This is a genomic window from Roseibium sp. TrichSKD4 (assembly GCF_000148725.1).
GTDB lineage: Bacteria > Pseudomonadota > Alphaproteobacteria > Rhizobiales > Stappiaceae > Roseibium.
In genome coordinates, this window is the sequence record NZ_GL476314.1 from 188521 (window position 1) to 208960 (window position 20440).

At 52.9% G+C, this 20440-nt stretch carries 18 protein-coding genes and 1 tRNA gene; 13 read left to right on the forward strand and 6 right to left on the reverse strand.

Annotated features, from left to right (window positions below; genetic code table 11):
* The first annotated feature begins 76 nt into the window (after positions 1-76).
* Both rpoD and TRICHSKD4_RS28155 read left to right on the forward strand, forming a co-directional pair.
* Positions 77-2086, forward strand: a complete 2010-nt coding sequence (gene rpoD, locus TRICHSKD4_RS12935; RefSeq protein WP_009759477.1) for an RNA polymerase sigma factor RpoD — start codon at positions 77-79, stop codon at positions 2084-2086.
* Between the two features lie 65 nt (positions 2087-2151).
* The gene (locus TRICHSKD4_RS28155) at positions 2152-3399 is read left to right on the forward strand and encodes a DUF930 domain-containing protein (RefSeq protein WP_139052101.1); all 1248 of its coding nucleotides are present in this window, start codon (positions 2152-2154) and stop codon (positions 3397-3399) included.
* A 2-nt stretch (positions 3400-3401) separates the two neighbouring features.
* Here TRICHSKD4_RS28155 and TRICHSKD4_RS12945 read toward each other — a convergent pair whose 3' ends face one another.
* Positions 3402-4862, reverse strand: coding sequence for an MFS transporter (locus TRICHSKD4_RS12945; RefSeq protein WP_009759479.1), 1461 nt, complete (start codon positions 4860-4862; stop codon positions 3402-3404).
* Between the two features lie 170 nt (positions 4863-5032).
* Here TRICHSKD4_RS12945 and TRICHSKD4_RS12950 point away from each other — a divergent pair, with 170 nt between their 5' ends.
* From TRICHSKD4_RS12950 to TRICHSKD4_RS12975, 6 genes are all read left to right on the forward strand, one after another.
* Entirely contained in the window at positions 5033-5815 is a 783-nt protein-coding gene (locus TRICHSKD4_RS12950; protein WP_139052102.1) for an outer membrane protein, read from the forward strand.
* 96 nt (positions 5816-5911) lie between these two features.
* The gene (locus TRICHSKD4_RS12955; protein ID WP_009759481.1) at positions 5912-6337 is read left to right on the forward strand and encodes a ketosteroid isomerase-related protein; all 426 of its coding nucleotides are present in this window, start codon (positions 5912-5914) and stop codon (positions 6335-6337) included.
* A gap of 274 nt (positions 6338-6611) precedes the next feature.
* Entirely contained in the window at positions 6612-7091 is a 480-nt protein-coding gene (locus TRICHSKD4_RS12960) for a nuclear transport factor 2 family protein (protein ID WP_009759482.1), read from the forward strand.
* Positions 7092-7167: 76 nt separating this feature from the next.
* Positions 7168-7479 carry a helix-turn-helix transcriptional regulator gene (locus TRICHSKD4_RS12965; RefSeq protein ID WP_009759483.1) on the forward strand — a complete coding sequence of 104 codons (312 nt, stop codon included), beginning with the start codon at positions 7168-7170 and terminating at the stop codon, positions 7477-7479.
* Complete coding sequence (locus TRICHSKD4_RS12970) at positions 7476-8537, forward strand: permease (protein ID WP_009759484.1); 1062 nt, start codon at positions 7476-7478, stop codon at positions 8535-8537. Before TRICHSKD4_RS12965 ends, TRICHSKD4_RS12970 begins: the two co-directional genes overlap by 4 nt.
* 103 nt (positions 8538-8640) lie before the next feature.
* Entirely contained in the window at positions 8641-9738 is a 1098-nt protein-coding gene (locus tag TRICHSKD4_RS12975) for an FAD-binding oxidoreductase (protein ID WP_009759485.1), read from the forward strand.
* 9 nt (positions 9739-9747) lie between these two features.
* Here TRICHSKD4_RS12975 and TRICHSKD4_RS12980 read toward each other — a convergent pair whose 3' ends face one another.
* The 3 genes from TRICHSKD4_RS12980 to speD all read right to left on the reverse strand — a co-directional run bounded on the left by TRICHSKD4_RS12980 (position 9748) and on the right by speD (position 11794).
* On the reverse strand, positions 9748-10257 hold the full coding sequence (locus TRICHSKD4_RS12980) for a cytochrome b (RefSeq protein WP_009759486.1): 510 nt from the start codon (positions 10255-10257) through the stop codon (positions 9748-9750).
* A gap of 149 nt (positions 10258-10406) precedes the next feature.
* Positions 10407-11279: a polyamine aminopropyltransferase gene (gene speE, locus TRICHSKD4_RS12985; RefSeq protein WP_009759487.1), complete on the reverse strand. Its 873-nt coding sequence runs from the start codon at positions 11277-11279 to the stop codon at positions 10407-10409.
* Complete coding sequence (gene speD / locus TRICHSKD4_RS12990; protein ID WP_009759488.1) at positions 11276-11794, reverse strand: adenosylmethionine decarboxylase; 519 nt, start codon at positions 11792-11794, stop codon at positions 11276-11278. Before speD ends, speE begins: the two co-directional genes overlap by 4 nt.
* Before the next feature lie 136 nt (positions 11795-11930).
* Between speD and TRICHSKD4_RS12995 the strand changes: the two genes are divergently transcribed.
* Entirely contained in the window at positions 11931-12521 is a 591-nt protein-coding gene (locus TRICHSKD4_RS12995; RefSeq protein ID WP_040616869.1) for a GNAT family N-acetyltransferase, read from the forward strand.
* Positions 12522-12577: 56 nt separating this feature from the next.
* Here the strand turns inward: TRICHSKD4_RS12995 and TRICHSKD4_RS13000 are convergent, their stop codons facing one another.
* Together TRICHSKD4_RS13000 and TRICHSKD4_RS13005 are read right to left on the reverse strand one after the other, a co-directional pair.
* Positions 12578-13360 (reverse strand): SIMPL domain-containing protein, encoded by a 783-nt coding sequence (locus TRICHSKD4_RS13000; RefSeq protein WP_009759490.1) that lies wholly within the window; start codon positions 13358-13360, stop codon positions 12578-12580.
* 97 nt (positions 13361-13457) lie between these two features.
* On the reverse strand, positions 13458-14525 hold the full coding sequence (locus TRICHSKD4_RS13005) for an AI-2E family transporter (protein ID WP_009759491.1): 1068 nt from the start codon (positions 14523-14525) through the stop codon (positions 13458-13460).
* Between the two features lie 187 nt (positions 14526-14712).
* Between TRICHSKD4_RS13005 and TRICHSKD4_RS13010 the strand changes: the two genes are divergently transcribed.
* The 4 genes from TRICHSKD4_RS13010 (at position 14713) to TRICHSKD4_RS13030 (ending at position 20386) form a co-directional block, all read left to right on the forward strand.
* Positions 14713-14789, forward strand: a tRNA-Ile gene (locus TRICHSKD4_RS13010).
* Between the two features lie 96 nt (positions 14790-14885).
* Positions 14886-16592, forward strand: coding sequence for a site-specific integrase (locus TRICHSKD4_RS29320; protein WP_139052103.1), 1707 nt, complete (start codon positions 14886-14888; stop codon positions 16590-16592).
* 332 nt (positions 16593-16924) lie between these two features.
* Complete coding sequence (locus tag TRICHSKD4_RS13020; RefSeq protein WP_139052104.1) at positions 16925-19027, forward strand: hypothetical protein; 2103 nt, start codon at positions 16925-16927, stop codon at positions 19025-19027.
* A 606-nt stretch (positions 19028-19633) separates the two neighbouring features.
* Positions 19634-20386, forward strand: a complete 753-nt coding sequence (locus TRICHSKD4_RS13030) for an IS6 family transposase (RefSeq protein WP_009759495.1) — start codon at positions 19634-19636, stop codon at positions 20384-20386.
* Positions 20387-20440: the final 54 nt, after the last annotated feature.

A 20440-nucleotide genomic window follows, 5' to 3' on the forward strand; every position in this document is an offset into this window, starting at 1 on the left:
CAGCATCTGATCGGGTGGAAGCAATTTTGGGCGCGCCGCGGTTGCCTTTGAGGCAACTGCGATTTTGGAGCACAATATGGTAGCTAAGGCGACACAAGCAGACGAAACACAGGACAACGCAGCGGATGGTCCGGATGGCCCGCTCCTGGATTTGTCGGATGCCGCCGTCAAAAAGATGATCAAGGCCGCCAAGAAGCGCGGTTTTGTGACTTATGACGAGTTGAACGAGGTTTTGCCGTCCGAGCAAGTGTCTTCTGAAAAGATCGAAGACATAATGTCCATGTTGTCCGATATGGGCATCAATGTGATTGAGGCGGACGAGGCAGAAGAAGGCGGACCGGATGAAGTGGACGGCGGAGAGCTGACCACAACTAAGACAACCGCTGTTGCCAAAACCACCACGAAAGAGCCGACAGACCGAACCGATGACCCGGTTCGCATGTATCTGCGTGAAATGGGCTCTGTCGAGCTTCTGTCCCGTGAAGGCGAAATCGCCATCGCCAAGCGGATTGAAGCTGGCCGTGAGGCCATGATCGCAGGGCTTTGCGAAAGCCCGCTGACATTCCAGGCCATCATCATTTGGCGCGATGAGCTCAACGAAGGCAACGTGCTTCTTCGTGACATCATCGATCTGGAAGCAACCTATGCCGGCCCGGACGCAAAGGCTGGCCCGACTGGCGCGAATGATGATGACCCTGATGGGGAGTCCGGCAACGACAATGCTGAGGCACGTTCCCCGGATGCGGCCAATTCGGAACGCGGTGAAGATCAGGAAGGCGCTGAAGGCGATGACGAGGATGACGACGAGTTCGAATCCAACGTCTCCCTGTCTGCCATGGAAGCGGAGCTGAAGCCGCAGGTTCTGGAAACCTTCGACAACATCGCTGACAACTACAAAAAGCTGCGCCGTCTTCAGGATCAGCTGGTTGAAAACAAGCTGGCCAACAAGACCTTGTCTCCGTCTCAAGAGCGTCGTTACAAGAAGCTCAAGGAAGACATTGTTGTTGACGTGAAAAGCCTGTCGCTCAACCAGAACCGTATTGATGCTCTGGTGACCCAGCTTTATGACATCAACAAGCGCCTGATGGGCTATGAAGGCCGTCTTCTGCGTCTCGCTGATAGCTATAATGTCGACCGGTCTGACTTCCTGAAACAGTATCAGGGTGCCGAGCTTGACCCGAACTGGCTGCGCAAGGTGGCCAATCTTTCCTCTCGCGGTTGGAAAAACTTCATCGCGAAAGAAAAGGAAACTGTTCGCGAGTTGCGTCAGGAAATCCAGACGCTTGCAACCGAGACAGGCCTTGAGATCACTGAATTCCGCCGCATCGTTGCCATGGTGCAAAAAGGTGAGCGGGAAGCGCGGATCGCCAAGAAGGAAATGGTCGAGGCCAACCTGCGTCTCGTTATTTCCATTGCGAAGAAATACACCAACCGGGGCCTGCAGTTCCTGGATTTGATTCAGGAAGGCAATATTGGTCTGATGAAGGCCGTGGACAAATTTGAGTATCGCCGCGGTTACAAGTTCTCCACCTATGCAACATGGTGGATCCGGCAGGCGATCACTCGGTCTATCGCCGACCAGGCTCGTACGATCCGTATTCCGGTGCACATGATCGAGACGATCAACAAGATCGTCCGCACATCGCGCCAGATGCTGCACGAGATTGGCCGTGAGCCGACCCCGGAAGAGCTGGCTGAAAAGCTGCAGATGCCGCTGGAAAAGGTCCGTAAGGTTCTGAAGATCGCGAAAGAGCCGATCTCCCTTGAAACGCCGATTGGCGATGAGGAAGATTCGCATCTTGGCGACTTCATTGAGGACAAGAACGCGGTGCTGCCGATTGATGCGGCCATCCAGTCGAACCTGCGCGAGACCACGACCCGCGTGCTTGCGTCTCTGACACCGCGTGAAGAACGCGTTCTTCGCATGCGCTTCGGCATTGGCATGAACACTGACCACACGTTGGAAGAAGTTGGCCAGCAGTTCAGCGTTACCCGCGAACGTATACGTCAGATTGAGGCAAAGGCGCTGCGCAAGCTGAAGCACCCAAGTCGCTCCCGCAAGCTGCGCTCGTTCCTCGACAGCTAAGCAGAACGTATTGATACTAAAGAAAAACCCGGCCCGAGCGCCGGGTTTTTTGTTTTGGCTGCCTTTTGGCCGCAATTTTCGCTATGTATGGCGCGATGGAGCAGGAACAGCCCAAAGATGAGCGTGGATATTTCGGTGGCGGGCTGGTGGCTTCGCTGGTGCTGCATGTTGTTGTCGCCATTTTTGTGATCGAAGGGGTGGAACTGGAAGCCCGCGAGCCGGACATCATACCTGTGGAGGTGACGTTGGTTCCACCTCCAGAGCCGAAAACGCTTCCTGAACCTGAAGAAGATCTGGACGAATCCCCCTTGGAGGAACAGCCTCCAGAGCCAGAGCCAGAGCCAGAGCCAGAGCCAGAGCCAGAGCCAGAGCCAGAGCCAGAGCCAGAGCCAGAGCCAGAGCCAGAGCCAGAGCCAGAGCCAGAGCCAGAGCCAGAGCCAGAGCCAGAGCCAGAGCCAGAGCCAGAGCCAGAGCCAGAGCCAGAGCCAGAGCCAGAGCCAGAAGCATCCTCTCCACCTGAGACTGAGCAGGCCGGGGGCGAGGGGGAGGAAGCTCCTCCTCCTGCAGAAGATTTAGCGTTGCACCGGCAAGTCGAAGAGTTTGCAGATGAAGCGACCGGAACTGAGGCGGAGAACGCCGAACCTTCCGAAGTTAAGGAAGAACCCGTCGAGGAGGTTACAGAGCCAACGGATCAGGAAACGGACGTTGTTGGGGAACCTCAGGAGGAACTCGTCATTGAAGATCAAATCGGCGTGCCGGATGACACTTTGCCTGAGGAAGGTGCGGTGCTGGACGAAACGGTGGAAGATACTGCAGAGTCTGGAGAAGCCGACGACGCTGTTGATCCTGAGGCCAGTTTGGTCGGGCCGCTAGTTACAGAGGCCGTTCCGGTCAAAAAGCCGACTTTGCGACGCGGTGTGGCAAGTGCAGCTTCCAGCAACGCGGAGCTTCGACCGGAGCCTGTTCAACGGTTGATGTCGGGTGATTTACGGGATGATCCGCGCACGCGCTTTGCCATCAACGGGATGACAGAAGGTGAGCGCTTGGTGCTTTTGTGCCGTTCGGAATTGCAAGCTCAGCTCCTTGCCGCTTCTCCCCCGCGTCCGCCAGATATTCTTCCGTCGCCGCGCGCACGAAGCGGGCGCGTGTTGGAGGTGCGCCGCGTTGGATTTCGCTCCCGCGGGCAATGGTTTGATGTTGCCTTCAAATGCACCACGAACCGTCTTGTCACTCGGGTTGAGTCGTTCAGCTTGAAAATCGGTGCGCCGGTCCCTCGGTCGGACTGGGAGGCCAGAGGCTTCCCAGTCTTTTGACGTTATTTACTCTCTTGAGCGATAATGCGGCTGCGCAGCACCAGAATTGCGCTGGCCGGAATTAAGCTCAATGCAGCGACTATGTAGAAGATATCGGCTCCAGCGGCCTCAATTGCCGCGCGATCCAGAAGGCTTCCCTTTCCCGGATCAATCAATCCAATCGCGATCGCCAAAAGACCCGTCAGCCCTCCACCAATTGCCACACCAGCAGAACTGATCGTCGGCAAAATGGCTGACACAAGGTCCTGCTCGCTACCCTTGGCAGAATACATCATGGCGCGAACGAGGATCTGGTTGGAGATGCCATATCCGGCTCCGGTCACAAAAGCGGCCAGCATGAATATGGACAATGAGACGAGCGTAACGGCAACGCCTGTCATTGCCAGACCGGCTGCGATGAGCGCTGGTCCAATTGCCAGATATGTCATCTCTCGTGAGCGGGTTGGGGCCCGCGCCGAAATCCACGCAAATATGGTCCAGGCTGCAGCCAACAAGGCAGCCACATAGCTGGCCTCCGTCACACTGAGTCCCCACAGGACCTGTCCATATGTCGTGATGAAGAGAGCACGCACGGCGGCTGCGAGTGATGTCATGAAGACAATCCAGGTCCCAAGACCAATCAGGGTGGACGGGCGGAACGCCTCCTTTGGGAACAGCCGTGTTCCACAGCTAGCTTGATCAGCTTGAAGCAGCCAGATGGTGCAAACAACGCCAGCTATTAGAACCGAGGCAATGGCAAGGGGTTGGCGGAATTCACCAATGGCAGTCAAGAGCAGAACACTGACAAGCAGAAGGGACAGACGCCCATAGAGTGTTGATTTCCGGCCACTGGTTTCAGTCGAGGCGGCTTTTTTATGTGCCGGAACAGCAACCAGGATCAGGGCCAGCAACAAAAGCGTAAGGGGAATGTTGATCAGGAACGCTGCTCGCCATGACCAAAGTTCAGTCAAGAACCCCGCCGATACCGGCCCAATGCCGGCCGCCAAGGCACAGACCCCTGCCAAAAGAGCGAAGATCTTTGGGGCTACATTTTGCGGAAAAATGTCGGGAATGAGCGCGTAACAAAGTGCAATGATCATGCCTTCGCCGAAACCCTGAACGGCGCGGCCCACAATCAAACCTTCAAAGAAGGGGCTGAGGCCTGCAATCACGGAGCCAGCGGCTAACAGCAGCGTTGCAAAGATGAATGGAGCGCGCCCGCCGTGGCGCTGTTTGAGGGCCCCGGTCAGGCACCCGGCCAGAATCGCCATCATCTCAAAGGATGAAAATACCCAAAACGCCCGATTTTGCCCGCCGAGGTCACGAAGAATGTCTGGCAAAACAGCGCTGGTGACAAAGCCGTTGATTGCATGTGACCCAACACCAAGAACGAGAGTGAGGGTGCCGATGGCTCTGGGACCCATAAGAAAGTCGGTTTGAAACCCGGACCACCAGGATCGGGGAGGGGATGTGGTTACAGACATCGCATAATCCAATATAGAAAGAAAAATCTTTCCATATTGATGCGCCTGATAATTTGAAAAGTAAAGACTTATTTTATTTCAGGCATAGCTCGCTCGTCGTGAACACTTGAATATTGCATCTGTTTGAGTTTTCTATTTTTGGTAGAATTGTTTTTGGCGGCAGAGGTTTCATGTTGAAGTTTTTTGGAGCGTTTGTAGCAGGCATGTTTTTGTCGCTTGTTGGGGCAAACGGCTGGGAAACGCCCAAAATCCGAGATGGTGGTGCTAGCAAATGGGAGTTCATTTTTGCTCCTTATCTGCTTGCGCCGACAATTGAAGGTGATTCCAGTATCGGACGCCTTCCCAATGTTGGTTTGAATGTTGCACCGGGCTCCATATTCGAGCACTTGCAGTTTGGGGCAATGGGCCATTTTGAGGCGCTCTATGATCAGCGTTTTGGCCTAGTTCTTGATGTCGCCTATATGAACCTCGGTTCAGGAACGACCTTTCCTGCCGTTGGAGGGTCGGTTAAATCCGGTGTCAAACAAGCTGTTACCGAATTCATGTTGGGTTATAGGTTTTGGAAAAGTGATCGTGCTTGGTTGGAGGCCTATGCTGGTGGACGTTGGTGGCACAACGAGCTGAAGGTGACTGCTGCTGTTCCTGCCGCAGGTTTTTCGCGCACGATTACAGAGAACTGGGTAGACCCGGTTGTCGGACTTCGAGGGCAGGCGTTTGTTGCGGACAAAGTCTCGCTCTATGGGAGCGCAAATATTGGCGGTTTTGGTCTCGTCTCGGATTTTTCCTGGGCTCTGCAAGGTGGTGTCGGCTATCACTTTACGGATCGTGTGGCCCTGCAGCTGCAATACAAGGGCACCGGTGTAGACTACGATAATGACAAGAGCGGAGCCTCTGCATTTTCATATAATACGGTCACACATGGTCTGATGGTTGGCGTCGCTATCCGCTTTTGAAATCACTACGAATTTCCGAACATGTAAGAAATTTGACCTATCGTAAGAATCATGTGGCTGGCGTAAGAGCCCTAATGACGTAAGGCGGTGTGGCATATGAGCATGACAGAAACGCGGGAATTGCTGGAAGCCTATTTTGCGGCATTCAATGCCGGTGAGACCGGTAAGATGGTAGCGTTGGTGACTGATGACGTGATTCATGACGTGAATCAGGGGGAACGCCGGGTCGGAAAGGAAGAGTTTTGGGCATTTAATCTGCTCATGAGCAAATCCTACAAGGAGCAGCTCAACAACATCGTGGTGATGGCATCTGAAGATGGAACCCGTGGATCGGCAGAATTCATCGTCGATGGCACCTATCTGGAAAGTCAGGATGGCCTTCCAAAAGCGGGTGGGCAAACCTATACGCTGCCAGCGGGTACTTTTTTCGAGGTCCGCGAGGGCAAGATTTCCCGGATCACGACTTACTATAATTTACAGGACTGGATCTCTCAGGTTTCCCTAGATCCAGCGGCGGAGTGAGTTGATCTCTCTATAATTTCATTAAAATTATATGCACTTATAAAGTGCATGTCAGGAGGCCGATTCCAAGTTTGTTTCGGGGATCAGCTTTCTCAACCAGTGTTGTGCGCTGCGTAATTTTTAGCGTTTTGAATTTGTTAAGGCTGGTGCCTTGTAGGCAGCGTTTCAATTCACAGGATGTTGTGAGGAGCCAAGTTCGCCTTCAGAATTATGGGAGTGTTGGCCGATCAATTTGACCGGGCCTGTTTCCAGTAAAACTGAGCGAGGGCGTGCAATGACGCAAACGAGACTTCGGGCGCTTTTGAATACATTCTTCGCCGCATTCAATGCCGGTGATACCGCACAGCTGAGCCAGCTTGTAACCGATGATGTTGTGCTGGACATCAATCAGGAGCAGCGTCGGGTTGGGAGAGATGCATTTTTGGCGTTCAATGCCTTGATGCGCCAATCTTTCAAGGAGCGGGTGTGCAGCTTACGGATCCATGTGTCCGAAGACGGTATGAGAGCCGGCGCGGAGTACAAGGTTTCCGGCTCTTGCGCATTCAATTTAGGGGAGAATGGTGCGTGGTCATCATCTGCTCAGGAACGGTATTTGCTTTCGGTTGGAAGTTTTTTTGAGCTTCGGGGCAACCGTATTGCCCGCATGACGGCCTACTATAATGAAGTCGACAGGATCGCGCGTGCGGTGCCTCCGGGTGCTCAGTTGCCTCAATCTGCGCGGCTAAAGCAATTCGCGAACCAGATTGCAGCCTGATGAACGAGGGTGATTGACGACGCAACGGAATTAAGTTAGCTCTATATAACTAGAAAATTAGTTATATAGGTGCATTGTGGAGCTTGATACAGCAGCAGGTGGATTTGCAGCGCTTGGGTCTGAGGCGCGGATGCAGGTGCTTCTTAGTCTGGTTCGGGCGGGTGGCGATGGCCTGACGGTTGGCGAAATTCAGGTGCGCACCGGGATGGCTGCCTCTACACTTGCCCATCATTTGCGCCTTCTCACGACAGCTGGATTGGTTGAGCAGGAAAAACAGGGACGCAGTGTGATCAACCGCGCCGCGTTCTCTCATCTTGAGGAGCTCGCCGGATACATTCTCAAAGAATGCTGTGCCGATCAGAAATGCACAGATGGAGCGGCGGCATGAGCGAGAATGTAGAAACCACTTCCTGCTGCGGATCGGCTGCGGCGAAACCCACCGTATGGAGACAGCTGAAGCCTTATGTAGCGACACCCTGGAGCTTTGTTGTCGGAATTCCGGCCATCGTCGGTGTTCTTGATCCTGATCAGTTCACGGACGTGGTGCTGTTTGCGATAAAGGCTTTTGGCAGCACCTTACCTTACATTTTGTTTGCCGTTGTGCTGATTGCATGGCTCAAGGCGTCAGGCGCTGAGGCTTATGTTGGGCGTGCGTTTAAGGGGCGGGAAGTCCAGGCCATTGTCCTAGCCGCGCTATTCGGTGGTCTGGCGCCATTCTGCTCTTGTGAGGTGATCCCTTTCATTGCGGGCCTTCTGGCCGTTGGAGCGCCTTTGTCTGCGATCATGGCCTTTTGGCTGTCATCACCGCTCATCGACCCGCCAACGCTTTTGATAACTGCGGCTTCTCTTGGCTGGCCATTTGCAATCGGAAAAGCTGTCTTTGCGGTTGCTCTGGGTCTGTTCGGTGGGTTCATCGTTCGGGCCATGCTGACTGCTGGATTGTTTTCCAATCCCGTTAAACCGGTTTCCGTCAGCGGCTGTGGCTGCGGGCCAAACCCGTTTAACGGAACGCCGGTCTGGGCCTTCTGGAAAGAAGAAAAGCGTTCAACAGTGTTTCGGTCAGAGCTCATCGCCAATCTTCTGTTTTTAGCAAAGTGGCTGGCTCTTGCCTATGTGCTGGAAGCCTTGTTGGTGACCTATGTTCCGGCGGATTTAATCGCGCGTGTTGTCGGCGGGGAAGGACTGCTTCCGATCATCATTGCGGCACTTGTCGGCATGCCGGCTTATCTCAACAGCTATGTTGCACCCCCGCTTCTGGCCGGTCTTGTTGATCAGGGCATGAGCAATGGGGCTGCCATGTCATTCATCATTGCCGGGGCTGTCAGTTCCATACCGGCGATGGCTGCTGTTTGGTCGCTTGTAAAACCTAGCGTTTTTGCGACCTACTTGGGACTGGGGTTTGTCGGGGCTGTACTGTCCGGTGCGATTTATCAGCTGGTGATTTGACCTCTTGAAAAGTCTTATCTGATTGACAGAAAACAATTACCGGAGCCTTGTGCTCCGGTATTGGGACGCTAATCTGCCATTCCTGTCATCAGAGAGTATTTCCATGAAGGTTATTGTTGTTGGAGCTGGTGTCTCCGGCTTTTCCGCTGCTTGGGCGCTTGTCAAAAAGGGTGTTGAGGTCACGCTGATCGAGCAGGGACCGATCCCCAACCCTTTGTCCGCATCTGGAGATCAGCACCGTATCATCCGACGCGCTTATGGCGGCCAAGGTGGATATCAGCGCCGAATTGGCGACGCTTATGCGGCATGGGATGCCATGTGGGATGATCTGGCGGAGAAGCATCTGGTCGATACTGGCTTTCTGCTTCTGTCGCAGGTTCAAGGAGATGATGGCGATACCTACCTGCAAGGCCTGAAAGACGGGGGATATCCCGTCGATGAAATGACACCGGAAGAGACTGCGACCCGTTTTCCGTTTGTTGATCCAGAGACCATCCGGTTCGGCGCCTTCAGTTCAGAAGGGGGCGTATTGTTGTGCCAAAAAATTGCGACCGGTATGCGTGACTGGCTGACGAACTCTGGCGCGACCTTGCTTGAAAATACACGTGTTTCAGCCGTAAATGCCGAGCGCGGTGAGGTGACACTTGAAGAAGGTACAACCTTGAGCGCCGATCATGTCGTGGTTACAGCAGGCGCTTGGACGCTCGGGCTGTTGCCGTCCCTTTCCAGTGACCTAACGACCTACCGCACGGCAGTTGCCTATCTCACACCTCCCGAGGATTTGCGCGCAGCATGGGAGAATGGCCCAACCATCTTGGATGTTGGCGGAACGGTGGACGGGTATGTGCTTCCGCCCGTGGCCGGGACAGGGCTTAAAGTCGGGGCTGGGGTTCACAAGCGCGTAAGCGGCCCGAATGAGGGACGTGATCCGGAAGACGGGGAAGGCATCACCATCAGGAACCTGTTCGGCCCGCCCTTTGCGCGGATAGAAGAATATGGTGTCGCTGACGTTGTGACCTGTGCTTACACCTTCACGCGCGATGAGCATTTCTTTGTAAAGTCGGAAGGAAAACTGACGGCTGTGTCCGCATGCTCTGGGCATGGCTACAAGTTTGGGGCTGTTGTCGGACAGAAAATCGCCGAAGGCGTGACCTCCGGCGATCTTGGAAAAACGCGCATCTGGTTAGAGGCGCGAGACTAAAATAGAGCCTCAGATAGACGTTGTTTTGGAGGAGAGCATACGCTTGAGCACGTTGTCCTTTTGAACAAAGTGGTGCCACAGCGCGCCCGCAATGTGCAGCACGACAAGGACCACAATCACCTTTTCCATCAGGTGATGTGGTCCGCCTGCTTCCCGAACCCTAAAGAACCACATGGCGATGCCGCTCAATGGGGCGATGAAAAGGGCTGCATAAAGCAGAAAATGGGCAGCCTTGGCAGCTAGATCCTGCAGTTTGGGGGCGGGGGCAGGTGGCGGTGCGCCATGAATAAAACGCAGGGCAATCCGCGCTATCATCAGGATCAGAACAGTAACACCGAGCCAGATGTGGGCATTCCCAAGAGTGAAGTCCATTGTTCCCGGCGTCTGGCCGTCTCGCAGGGCGTGGCCGTATTCTTCAATGCCCTCTGCAAAAACGATTTGAAACAAAATCAGGGCGGCTATAGCCCAGTGCAGGATTATCTGCGTCTTGCTGTAGGTTTCAGGATGTACGCGTCCCATGGTGAGCCTTTAAACGTTGGTTTGACTTTTTGGCAAAAGCCCCAGCGGGCATCCACCTTGCCAACGATATAGCTTTCCTTGCGAGAAATACGCACATACAAATATGTAAGAAAATGTACAGGAAGAAAACATCTTCCTGTACGAAATTATCAAGCTGTTTTGCGACCTTCTTCAACGGCATCCAGAATGAAGCGCGGCAAGGCAAATGCTGCTGCGTGAACCTCTGGTGTGTAGTAGCGCGTTTCGATGGCAGCTGCTTCAAACCGTTCCGTCAAGACCGAAACCGGCGTTGATCGCAGGTCCGTGTTATCGGTTGCCCATCCAAGCGCCATGTGGCCACCAAAATACGTCGGGATGGCGGCGATGTAGGCTGCTGCATCCTTATAGATGCGGCTAAAGCGCTGAACACTCGTCACGAGTTCGCCGCGTTGCAGGAAGGGTACCCCGTTTTGGGTGACCAAAATGCCCCCGGGTGTCAGGCAGCGATGAACGTTGCGATAAAACTCTTCGGAGAAGAGAACGGCTCCGGGGCCTTGCGGATCGGTGCTGTCGACAATCACCACATCGAAGCTGCGATCTGTTTCGGCCATGAACTTCATGCCGTCTGCAATGACCAGCTCAAAGCGAGGATCATCCAGAACACGGGTGTTGAAATCGGCGAAATGCTCTTTTGAGAAGTCGACGACCGACCGGTCGATTTCGACCTGAGCCAGTGTTTCGACGGAGGTGTGTTTCAAAACCTCTTCTGCCAACCCGCAGTCGCCGCCGCCAACAATCAGAACATTGCGCGCGTTGCCGTGAGCCATCAACGGCACATGGGACATCATCTCGTGATAGATGAACTCATCGGCTGTGGTGACCTGTGTGATGCCATCCAGCATCAGGACCTTGCCGAAGACCGGATTGGAAAAGAGCACCAAATCCTGGTGCTCTGTCTTTTCCTGGTAGAGGATTTCATCGCAGCTGTAGCTGACTTGAACTCCGGGGTGGAGCGTCTCGTTAAAAGTCAATCCGTTGCTCATTCCACCTCTTTGCCTCGCAAAAGTTCCGACACGGCCGAGCGGCCTGGTTTGAAGGCTTCGTTCAAAACGTCAACGCATTTTTCGGGCATTGCATCCCCGCACATGAACACGTCGAAGGCGGCATATCCGACCTCTGGCCAAGTGTGTACGGAAATGTGGCTTTCGGCCAGCACGGCAACACCACTTACACCCGTTGGTTCAAACGGATGCAGATGAATGTGCAGCAATGTGGCACCTGCCTCGTCAACGCAGCGACGAAGCGTTTCTTCCATAAAATTAAGATCATCTAGACGCTCAGCGTCATAAAGATCGATGATCAGATGCGCACCAGCGCAGCGGACCCCTTCTCTTTCAATGAAATGGTCCAGCCTGTCGTCAGCTTCAGTAGCCTTGGACACGGCGGAGTTCAGTTCTTCCTTCTGGGTGGTGCTTCTTGGCCCGGCAACACAATTTGTGCCTTCTTCAACACGGGCCGCCAAGTCCATCCCCAGTTGGAAGAGGGCGGTATTTGGCATTACGCTCTCCCCAACCAGCAGATGAAACCCGGACTATTTCCGGCGCGTTTGCTATACATATAAACCGGTTGTTCCACAACAGCCGATCTGAAGAGTTTCTTCTGTTACGCTTAATATAACCGCGAAAGGTGTGGGTGTGAGTATAGAAATACGGGTCCTGACAGGCAGTGACTTGGTCAAAAATCTCCCAAAACTTGCCGAGTTGCGAATTAATGTCTTTAAGGACTGGCCCTATCTTTACGAAGGGTCGCTTGAATATGAAGAAAAGTATTTGGCACGTTATGCAAAAACGGACGGGGCCGTGATTGTCGGCGCTTTTGATGACGGCGATCTTGTGGGGGCTGCAACGGGTGAGCCGCTGGACAAGGAGGTGATCCAGTTCCGCAAACCATTCGAGGATCTCGGATTTTCACCAAGCCGAATTTTCTATCTCGCGGAATCGGTTCTCGATTCCAAGTACCGTGGCCGCGGGATCGGGCATCGATTTTTTGACGAGCGAGAGGCGCATGCAAAGCGTCTTGGATATTCGCAGACCGCTTTTTGCTCGGTGGTGCGGTCTCTGGACCATCCTGCCCAACCGGCAGATTACCGTCCACTTGACCCCTTCTGGAAAAAGCGCGGCTATGATGTTGTTGATGGTTTGATTGTGCATTTCCCTTGGCAGGACGTTGGCGACCAGCAGGAAACAGAAAAGCCGATGCAGGTTTGGATGCGTGATCTTTTATGAAAAAAAACCGGGCGCGATGCGCACCCGGTTGTCGAAGCAGACCACTTTCATTGAACTTAGTCTTCGATCAGTTCCCATTTGATTGTAACTGACGCTTGCAGTGTGTTTTCGCCAGCCTCAACAGGGACACTGTCCGCGGCCATCGCCATGGCTTCCATGCGCAGACCGCGCGGGGCAGGTGTGTAGCTGCCATTTTCTGAAATTTGCAGGACTTCACCAAGTCGGCTGCCGGCTGCTTCGGCATAAATTTCAGCCTTCTTGCGTGCGTTCTCAACTGCCTTTTTCCGAGCTTCGTCCATCTTGCTTTCAGGATCGCTGACCTGAAACGAGATGCCTCCGATCTGGTTTGCGCCGCTTTCCACAACTGTGCTCAGAAGGTCACCGAGCCTGTCGAGATCGCGGACATTCACTGTGACGCCGTTGCGGACATCATAACCAACAATTTTCGGAGCCTTGTTTTGCGCCCGTTTGGAGTGGTCATACCTAGGGTAAATGGAAAAGCCGCTGGTCTTGATGTCTTTGGCTTCAATTCCAGCTGACTTAATCTCGTCAATCACCGCCTTCATGGCCTTGGAATTCGCGCTGAGGGCTTCCGGTGCCGTGTCTCCAGGGGAGACGACTTGCGTCGTGATGACAGCCATATCTGGTGCGACGCTGATCTTGCCTTCACCAGAGATGGTGATGTGCGGAACTATATGCTCCTCGGCTTTCGCGAGACTGGGAGCAAAAGCGGCAAGGCTTAAGCCCAATGCAACAATTACTGGCAGCGCATTGCGTTTCAACAAAGCTGTTGGGGATAGGGAGACAAGAGATTGATTTGAAATAGCAAGGGATTTCATTTATGGGAATGACCTCTTTGTTTAACTGGTTGCAGCAACATCTGCCTGGAATACGGCAGAGCCATGACCGGAGAATTCAGCCGGTGTTCATTTGCTTTCAAGCTTTAGCAATATCTGGGTTTTCTGCGATTTTCCCATCTGCAGAAAGCAAGACTGCGATCGGTCTGGAGGTTGGGAAACGGGCACAAATGATCATAATTATGACGGTCAGTGGAACACACAGCACCATGCCGACCACACCCCAGATAGCCCCCCACAGCGCAAGTGACAGCATAATTATGATGCCGGAAAGGTTCAGGCTTGAACCCATCAATTTCGGCTCAATCAGATTGCCGATGGCGAACTGGATGAAGCCCAAACCAAATGTGATGACAAAAAACGGCGTCAGGCTATCGTAGTAGACCAGAGCCAGCATGCTCGGGAAAATGACACCGATCATGGATCCTATCGTGGGTATGTAGTTTAGCAAGAACGCAATGAATCCGAAAAGAGCTGCGTAGGGCAGCCCCATCATTGTGAGGATCACGCTGGTGAGTACGCCCGTTGCAATGCTGACGGCGGTTTTGATGCCAAAATAGTGTCGAATGCTCTCGTTGATTTCGGCGCGAACCCTAAACGCAGCTTCCGCCTTGGCCGGATTTGAAAACAGACGAGCGAACTTGATGTCGAACGTTGATTGTTCCAGAAGCAGAAACAGCGTGTAGATGAAGACAAGAGATGCGGAGCTGGCGATTTGGGTAACGAAGCCTGCGCCCGCCGTGACCATGCGCTGCACGCCGCCTTCCGGCAGGAGGTCGTTGAAATCAATTGGGTCGCTGAGCTTGAAAGTTGCCGTGATTTGAGTGACGAGATCGTTCAATCGTGCCTGATAAGTCGGCGCATCCCGGGCAAGGTCCGCAAGGTTTGCAGCAACCATGTCAAAAACAACCGTAGCTGCAACGAAGATCACAACCAGCGACAAACCAAGCGACAGCCATCCGGGAAGAACTGGCTTTCCGGAGCGCGACGGTGCGCGTGCCAGAGAAGCTGATAAGGCGTTGATCAAGTACCAGAGCATCAATGCGATGACAAAAGGCAACAAAAGGGATCGACCCGCCACCAACAACCAGCCGGTCAGACAAACCAGAATGAGGCTGAGGGTGACGGTCAAGAGAGAAGAGCGCATTGAAAGGCCTTGAGACAAAAGACAATTGCCTTATCGGTACCTTGTCTTTGCTCCAAGAGCTACCCTTGGAAATGGATAGAGATAGGGGATGTGTGTTGAAACCGTCTTGCCCCATCAAACGACCGCCTATATACGGATGCTGTTGCAGTCAGCAGTGGCGACTCATGTCGTGCAAATGATCTGCTGTGGGCCTGTAGCTCAACTGGTTAGAGCCGTCCGCTCATAACGGATTGGTTGGGGGTTCGAGTCCCTCCGGGCCCACCATTCTTTCTTTTTTTCTCTATAATTCAAAAAGATATTGAAATTCATGGGTTTGTTTGGCCTACTCTACTCAAAATCTCTACTACAAACGGAGGGCGAGTGGCCAAGGTACAGGGTCTGGTTCGGCAGGGAACGAAGTATTATTACAGGAGGGCCGTCCCCCCAAATTTGCACCCCGTTGCAAACAAGAAGGAAGTCTGGATAGCTCTTCAAACCTCGGATTATCATCGGGCGTGTCGATTGGCGCGGGAGGCTGCGACGGCAACGGACGTATATTTTGCGGAGTTACGGTCTGGAAAGACGAGAGCGAAGTCAGCTGAGGAAATCTTTAGCCGACCTATCTCCGAACTGGATTTGCAACTGGCTGCGAAAAGGCATCTTTGGGAACGTGAAAAGCGGGAAAAAACCGCTGCTGGTGATAATGTCGAAGAGACCGTGGAGTACCTGTCGTTGCTTCGAAGGGCTTATGATGAAGAAGCCCAGTTGATTTCGTCGCTTGAGGAGATCGTCACTACAATTGTCAGAGAACATTTTCCTCAGATAGAGCTAACCACTGCGGTGGATACGTCCACCGACATTCCCATCACAACCATTGGCGAAAGAAAGCCTGAATGGTGGAAGCTGATAGAGTTGGTTCGCCGAGCTGAAATGGAGCATGCACAAAGGCGTTTGAACCGGGCTCAGGGAGGGCATGGGGATGCTGCAATCGATCCTCTTTTTGCCGATATTGCATCCTTCGCAGCGCAGCCGCAATTGGATCGGGATGAGCATGTATCCATTGGCACGCTCATAGATCGGTTTCTAAAAGACCCACGACGCAGCGACCTCACCGAAAGTGCAGACAAGAAATATATCGTCACTTTTCGTGTTCTTAAGGAAGTGGTGGGGGCTGATTTTCCGGTAAAGGATGTTACACGTAGACACTGTGCTGAAGTGCAAGAGCTGATTGCTGGGTTACCCAAGAATATGGTGAAGTTGAAGCCGTACGATGGGCTCGATCTTCGCGCCTGTATCGCCCTACGTGCCAAAAGGAATGACCCTGCATTGTCTGCTGGGAGCGTAAAGGTCTATACACAGACGCTCTCCGCTTTCTTTAACTACGCGATCGATAGAGGTGTGCTCGAGCACAATCCAGCTTCTCGCTTGACGTTGTCTGGCGGTCGGTCCGAAAGAGTGCGTCGGCCCTACAAAATTGAGCACATCAACCAAATTTTAGCGGGGCTGAGTGACTGGTCATCAGAAAAGACAATCAGTTGGCGATACTGGGTGCCATTGATAGCTATCTTTTCCGGAATGCGGATGGGGGAAATCGTCTCTCTGCACGTGTCGGAGGTGGTCGACAAAGGCGCTCTCGGGACGGCTTTTCAGTTGACCCATTCGGCAGATCGTCCGCTTAAAAACAAGGGGGCGGAGCGTACTGTACCCGTTCACCCGGCTCTTATTGATCTCGGCCTATTGGGCTTTATCGACCAAAGGGTGAAGGAGAAATCGCTACTCCTTTTTCCCGACCTCAATGGCAATAGCCACGAGGAGCGGGCCCATGCTTTCCAGCGTCGATATGAGTACTTCCAGAAAAGGAAGTTGGGTATTCGTGATCAGGGTGTCTCGTTTCACTCTTTCCGCCATAATTTCCGCGATGCGCTACGTGAGTGCGGTGTGCCAATTGACACCACAAGGGCATTGGGCGGATGGAGCAGAGGTGGTGGAATTGAGTTTCACTATGGCGAGGGTACGAGTTTTGCCACTCTGGCGAAATGGATGTCGAAGGTGACCTATCCCGGACTAAACCTTGTGATCCTTCTTTGACGACTGAGTTCCGGGAATGTCGTAGCATTCTTGTGACTAGGATCATTCGATCTCGCAGTGGTTTGTTGTTCAGTTTGCACCCGGTTTCAAACTGCAATTTGCAGCATAGTACTCTTCTGATTTTAATAGGCGCGCTTGTAACTGCCCCGTTGACAGCTGGTGCAAGTGGTTGGGTCGCAGGCCTGATCGTTCTAGGAGAGGCCGTCGTCTTTGCACTGCCTGACTTTGTCGAAGCAGCAAACGCGGATAGCGAAGAAGAACGTAAGCAGCATTTCAAAGCAGGGTTGATCAATTTGGTGCTTGGGTTGGCGATCCCGCTCGCGGCCAAGGGCGTGAGCCTTATTGCCAAAGAGGGCCTCGCGGCAGCCAAAGGCCTAGGCAGGAATATTCTCAGCAAATTGGAGGAACCGCTCACACAGGAGAGCCCATTCTTGATGAATACTCTTCAGGACCTTGCTGAAAGTGAAGAGGTCTCTGTTCTCGGTGAAGTCAGGAACGCGTCCAAGGTGCCGGAAAGGTTCAAGGTTTCAGCTGAAGAACTTCCGGGAAAGGCCGACTACAAGTTCCACGAGCAGGGATATTTTCGCGGTCTTTATGTCAACTCGGAAGAGAATTTGGCAATCAGCTTGGACGGAGGAGAAACATTCATTCCAGTCTCGAGTGGCAGCGGAACCAACGAGTTCAAACTGGTCGGTAGATCAACCACATTCGTGCGACGTGCGGACGGATCATTTGACTTCAAATTCGTTTCCAGACCGCCGGGCGGAACCCCGTTCGACCCAGAGCAAGCCGCGTCTCGTTCAACTCAGAAACCAGGTGTTCGGCCCCCAGAAGAAATCGAACTTGAACCCGTTCCAACGACATCTGCGGCGACCTTGTCGATGTACAAATTGAACGGCCTGTTAGATCAGGTTGAAAACATATCGGAAGACGCGCGAAAAGCTGTCGTCGAAGAGTTTTCTCAAATGCCAGCAGAGAGGCAAGAGCTTTTCCTTTCGCGACTGGAAAAAGAGATTGGGAATGGCAACGGGAAGCGCTTCTTGGATCGTTTTACAGGAACGAAACCGGTGCCCGAGGCTACCGAGTCTGTTTCTCCGTTTGAATCCAAGCCAATCAGCAGAGCGCTGCGTAAGGAACTTGACAGGCCCTGGTTGAAGGGACGGTTAAAATCTGAAGAATTCAAGGAAGTCGAAGGCGCGGTCAAAAACAGTTCCCCTGACGATCGAATGCTCTTCCAGAAAGCGCTGCAGCGAACCCGCAAAAACTCGAAGGCGGACTTTGCATTGGCATCGGCGCGTGTGCCTCAGGCCGACAGGAACGCATTCGCGGAAGCATGGCTTAGTAAAAGACCCACAGCGCTATTCGAAAATCTCAAGGGATACAACGAAGATGGTAGTATAAAGTTTAAATTGCCGCAAGGTATGTCGGATGAGTTGAAAGAGTTCCTTGAAACCACAGCTAAAGAAAACATGTCCGAAAAGGAAGTGAAGCAGCTTGTTGACGAATGGTTGACAAAGAGATGGCCTGATCATTTTCCTGCCGATGGTAAGGCCGCCGGTTTTACGAGAATTTTCACGAGTGCTGCGGGCAGGCAATATCTTGTGATTGGGCTGATTACCGGCGGAATTCCTACACTCGGCTTTATTGCATACCTGGCAGCGACATCGGATTCAAGTAGTCCAACAGCAAGTGGCGACGGCACCAAAAATACGGCGTCTCCAAACGGCCCCACAGGTGCCAACAACAATGACCCAACGGCGCCCTATGTCACCGAATTGCCGGACCTAAGCCGTGGACCAAACTGGGAACACCACAGCACAGAAACTTCAAGGTACTATGGTCCAGCGGAACCTAGGCCTGACAAGAATGGGGTCGTGAGAGGCTCAAACGGCAAAATAATTGGCACGTACGACCAAAACGGAAACCTAATTAAAGCTGGTTCAACCACCGAGATCATCAGACCTGATGGCAGCTATATCGGAACATATGTAAAAACAAAGATCTTCAAAGAAGACGACACGACAACACCTGAAGCAAACGAAGCCGGAAAGCAATTTTGGATCATTAAAGACAAAGCTGGAAACATTGTCGACACAGACGGCAATGTGATAGCAAAATACGTGGGCAAAAAAGATCATCCCACAGTGAAATTCGAAGATGGACGGCCATTTACTCAAGAGGTCTACGTCACAACTGACGGACAACAGAACCCTTCCGGCAATGGGCCACTAGAGGTTTATGTTTATTGGGATGATTTGTATGGCTGGGAAGGCTACGCCACTCCCTACCGCACCAATATCAATCGCTCTCCCTACTGGCGCACGTTTACGGTCAATGGAGAAGCGAGAACATACTATTACCCAAAGGAAGGGAAGCCCTATCTTGTAGAGGAAGAGGGTTCCACCTCCAGAGCGGACATCGGTACTATAACTTAACGTCTCGCAATTTGTCTAATGCCTACACCTTGATTTGATGTTTCTGTCGCAAACCTGCCGCTTTGCGACAGAAACAAGGACTTGCAGATCGCTGTGTGTGCCTTGTAGCCAATTGTGGGAATGCGTCTGCCCTTGCATGCCTAATCACACTCAAGTAGCGCCAAATCCGGCAATACAGGTTCAACACCGCGATCAAATTGTAAAAAACGACCACACCTAAAAGGCCAGGACAAAATCATTGGGTATTTGCAGGTGTCAAACTATTGTTAAGGGCGAACGAATTAGCAATTGGTCCTGGATTACGGGGCAAAGTCAATGTCCGATGGAGGCACGTTTGCTGCCAAGCGGTAAGTTCGCGACAGAGCCCAGAAATCTATGCCGCCCTGAAGTTTTCCAACTTCCTCCATGAAACAACGGCGATTGCGCAATTTTGTGAGCGGATCGCGCGTCGCGTAGAAACGCAGTTCCTGCTGGCCAGAGAGCATCTTCTGTGCGGAGCGCATCTTGGCATAGAGTTCTTCGGGCCCTGTCGCATAGTTTTCTTGTTAACCCCGGCTTGAGAATTCGGTGATGAAAAGGCGTTCCGATTTGTTGGAGTGCGGGTTTATGATTCTGAATGCCATTACCGAAAAGCTGAAGCGCCAATCAAAGGACGATTTCAAAGGGCGGCATTTCGAGGCATGGCTCATTGTTCAGGCCGTTGCCTGGTACTTGCGCTATCCGCTGAGCTATCGAGATTTGGAGGAGATGTTCCAGGAGCGTGGCTTCGAAGTAGATCACAGCACGATCAACCGATGGGTTCTTGCTTACGCGCCGATGATCGAGAAACGGCTACGCCAGTTTCGCAGACCCCATTGCGGTTCAGTTCGCATTGACGAAACCTACGTCAAGATCCGCGGCAAGTGGCGCTACCTGTACCGGGCCATTGACAAATGCGGCAATCCTGTCGACTTTCTGCTAACGGCAAAGCGCGACCTTGATGCGGCCAAACGATTTTTCCGCAAGATGCTGAAGGACGAGCCCCTGCTATCGCCGGGGAAGATCGGTACCGACGGTGCAAATACCTTCCCGTCAACGATCAAAACGACCGTCGATGACCGGCTCCTGCGTCCAGATCCAGTACATTATGTCACCAAACATCTACAGCAAAGGATCGAAAGCGACCATTTCAGAGTGAAGAAGAACATGCCAAAGACCGGCGGTTTTCAATCCTTCAAAACGGCGCGACGAACGATTGCCGGTTTCGAGGCTATGCTCTGGCTGAAGAAGGGTTTCGGCTTCACTGGCGATTGGACTGTCAACGAACAGAATGGTTTGCTCGCGCAGCTCTTCGGACTTCAAAAGGTTAACAAAGAATGAAAATACCGCCGATCGCAGGGTAGCCTTATCCTGCTGAAAGGTTTGCAACACGGC